This window comes from Bacillus sonorensis NBRC 101234 = KCTC 13918 (assembly GCF_001592005.1).
Classification (GTDB): Bacteria; Bacillota; Bacilli; order Bacillales; family Bacillaceae; genus Bacillus; species Bacillus sonorensis.
Map to the genome: position 1 here is coordinate 1 of NZ_BCVZ01000047.1, position 3,206 is coordinate 3,206.

Annotated in this window: 3 protein-coding genes and 1 tRNA gene; all 4 read left to right on the forward strand. The window is 37.3% G+C overall.

Annotated features, from left to right (window positions below; genetic code table 11):
* The first annotated feature begins 216 nt into the window (after positions 1-216).
* The 4 genes from BTR1S_RS21360 to BTR1S_RS21375 all read left to right on the forward strand — a co-directional run bounded on the left by BTR1S_RS21360 (position 217) and on the right by BTR1S_RS21375 (position 3,206).
* Entirely contained in the window at positions 217-744 is a 528-nt protein-coding gene (locus BTR1S_RS21360) for a PadR family transcriptional regulator (RefSeq protein WP_006636048.1), read from the forward strand.
* Positions 745-2,511 (forward strand): MFS transporter, encoded by a 1,767-nt coding sequence (locus BTR1S_RS21365; RefSeq protein ID WP_029419217.1) that lies wholly within the window; start codon positions 745-747, stop codon positions 2,509-2,511.
* A 136-nt stretch (positions 2,512-2,647) separates the two neighbouring features.
* Complete coding sequence (locus BTR1S_RS22335; RefSeq protein ID WP_006636050.1) at positions 2,648-2,950, forward strand: PH domain-containing protein; 303 nt, start codon at positions 2,648-2,650, stop codon at positions 2,948-2,950.
* A gap of 180 nt (positions 2,951-3,130) precedes the next feature.
* Positions 3,131-3,206 (forward strand) — tRNA-Val (locus BTR1S_RS21375).

Consider the following 3,206-nt stretch of genomic DNA (forward strand, 5'->3'; position numbering starts at 1 on the left):
TTTGAAAAAAATTGAAGCGATTGTTGAGGCAATAGAATCAATATTGTCTCTTTTTTTAATGCAAATAAACAAGAGATATACACTGCATTCATATTGACAATATTAATATGAACAATTAGCATATTAAATAACCCGATGAAACTCAACAGAAATAAAAAATTGCTGATTATTTCCAAAAGAATCTCAAATGTAAAATAACGGATAAGGATGGTTGAAATGAAAGGCAGACATGTCATATTAGGATTGCTGATGAAAAAGAAGCGTTCAGGATACGATATAAACGAAATGTTGAAAACCGTTTTTTCTCATTTCTATGATGGCAGCTTCGGGATGATCTATCCGACGTTAAGGAAGCTTGAAAAAGAAGGGAAGATCGAGAAGGAAGTCATTATTCAAGAAGGAAAACCGAATAAGAATGTCTTTTCTATCACTCAAAAAGGCGTTCAAGAATTTAATGAATTTTTACGATCTCCTGTGAAGGAAGACAGTTTTCAGTCTGATTTTCTCGCCAGAATGTATTTTGGAGAATATGCTGAACATGACCAAATGATTGATTGGATTCGCGATGAAATCGAACGAAAAACGGCATTCATCAGCCAACTGGAAAAAGACTTTGTTGAATGGAAACCTGAGTTAACTGCCACACAAAAAATTTCGTTGGATGTAGGGCTGGCGATCTATAAAGCCCAAGTAAAAGTATTAAACGAAAAATTAGACAGCTTGGACGGAGAGAGAGAGCGGTAAATGAGGGGAATGAAGCTTCAAAGCAGCTTAAATAATGGGAACGGCTTTCACATTGTAGTGATCATGTGTATGGGCATCTTTTTATGCATGCTTGATACGACAATCATGAATATAACCATTCCGTCTATACAATCAGATTTACATCTATCATTAGAGCAAATCTCATGGGCGCTCAATATCTATACGATTATTTTTGCGGTGTTTTCAATATCTTTCGGCAGAATTGCAGATATTCTCGGCCGTCATAAAGTGTATATATTCGGTATCATTTTGTTTGCTTTTGGCTCCCTGTTCTGTGCTCTTTCCAAAGATGCAAATTGTTTAATCACAGGAAGGGGGATTCAAAGCATCGGTGCTGCGATCGTTTTTCCGACGAGTATGGTAATAGGTGTTGACGCTGTTCCTCTAGAAAAAAGAAACAGCGCCTTAGCCATATTGGGTGTTACGCAAGGGCTTGCTGCAGCTTTGGGACCGGCAATCGGAGGCATGATTACACAGTACGCCAGTTGGAGGTGGGTTTTTCTTATCAATCTTCCAATATGTATAATTAGCATTTTATTATGCTGTATATATCTTAATATTAAAAATGAACAAAAATTAACGGTTTCAATCGATTGGTTGGGGCTGATTTTCAGCGGTGTGTCTATATTCAGCCTTACACTTGTGCTTGTGAAGGGAAATGAGTGGGGCTGGATATCTTTAACAGCTGTTTTGTGTTATGCCATAAGCTTGGTGTTTCTACTATTATTTTTGCTCACAGAGAAATATTGCAAAAATCCAATGGTGAATTTACATCTGTTCAAGGATAGACAGTTTAAGGGAGCTGCCGTTACAGTCGTTTTAAGCAATCTGTTTTTAATTGGAGTTACGGTGATCCTGCCTACATATTTAACGAAAGTTCAAAATGAGTCAGAGCTGAGGGCGGCACTGTTGATGACTCCGGTATCGGCAATGATTTTTATATGTTCTCCAATAGCAGCTTTTGTTATAAAAAAACTCGGAAGTTTTATAACCGTTTTTACCGGATTCATTTTAATGTTTATTGCTTATTTTGTTTTATATCATGTAGATATGGGCGCAAGCTATACCGGATTGGTGATAAGCTGTTTCATACTGGGCGCAGGTTATGGGATCATTGTCGGGCCTATTACAGTGCTGGCTGCATCTTCTTTTAAGGGTGAAATGTTAACTGCTTCCCAGAGCGTAGTTGCCGCGCTTCGTCAAATAGGCATTGTGTTGGCGGTAGCCATTTATGTGAGCAGCTTGGATGTGAACATTAACAATAGTAAAGAACACATTTTTAATCATGCGAAAACCGTGGTGAAGAATTTTTCCCTGACAGAAGAACAGAAAACAGCTTTATTAGAAACGACAAAAAAGAATTTAGATAAAGAAAACATCAATGCCGTGGAAAATCAAGAGAGACAGGTTGTTTCTTCAAAGGAGAGAGAAAAACTAATCAATCATAAGATCGACAAGAAACTCAGGGATATTTCTGAGAATGGAAGAAAATATGTAAGGAATTCGATAAAACAGGAAGTGACTGCAGAGGTTGATAAGCATTTGGCGCAAATCAACAAAACAGTGAGTGATTATCAACATGAAATAACTCGATTTCGTGACCAAGAGGTAAATTCCGCTTTTTTGACTTTATACAAAGTTTCATTGCCTTTTATTTTATTCAGCAGTCTTGTATCTTTCCTGTTTTTGAAAAGAAGGGTTAATCTTAGGAAGATCAATAAAAGCAAGGCCGATGCAACAAGGTGAACATGATCCATACAGTTGGCCTTCCTGAGAAAGTCGGCAAAACCGTATATCTCTTAATAAAATGGCATTTCTCCTTAATAAAAAAAGAAGAATCACCGATATAAGTATGGTGAAAAATATTAATGGAGGAAATGAAATGCAATCTGAAAAACATGAAGATCTGATTATGGAAGTTCCGGCAAATTTATTTAGAGGTATTGAATCGGTAGGAGGCAGACTGAAATTAACAAGTAAAGGTTTATCTTTTGCAACGCACCGTGTCAATTTTCAAAACAAACCGCTCGACATTAGCATTCAAGATATAGCAGAGGTTGAAAAGCGGAATACATTTCTGATTGTACCAAACGGGCTTAAAGTCGTCTTGAAAAATCAGCAGGAATACAAATTTGTTGTTGCAAAACGACAGGAATTCTACAACCATTTGAAGAACCTATTATAAGCATGGACATAAAAAGGCATTGCGGCAAAATGGTCTGCTGCTTTGCTTTTTGACTTAAAAACAGGATATTGCGCCCGAAAAAACTGAAAATAAAATTTTTTTAATATAACCTTTACAAATGGGTATGTTCCTGTATATAATAGTCCTTGTCAGATCGAGAGTTGATCGAATAACTGATGCGGAGGATTAGCTCAGCTGGGAGAGCATCTGCCTTACAAGCAGAGGGTCGGCGGTTCGATCCCGTCATCCTCCACCA

Bases quoted from the DNA above. Each gene is read 5' to 3' on its own strand.
- BTR1S_RS21360 (WP_006636048.1), top strand. From the start codon at position 217: ATGAAAGGCAGACATGTCATATTAGGATTGCTGATGAAAAAGAAGCGT.
- BTR1S_RS21365 (WP_029419217.1), top strand. From the start codon at position 745: ATGAGGGGAATGAAGCTTCAAAGCAGCTTAAATAATGGGAACGGCTTT.
- BTR1S_RS22335 (WP_006636050.1), top strand. From the start codon at position 2,648: ATGCAATCTGAAAAACATGAAGATCTGATTATGGAAGTTCCGGCAAAT.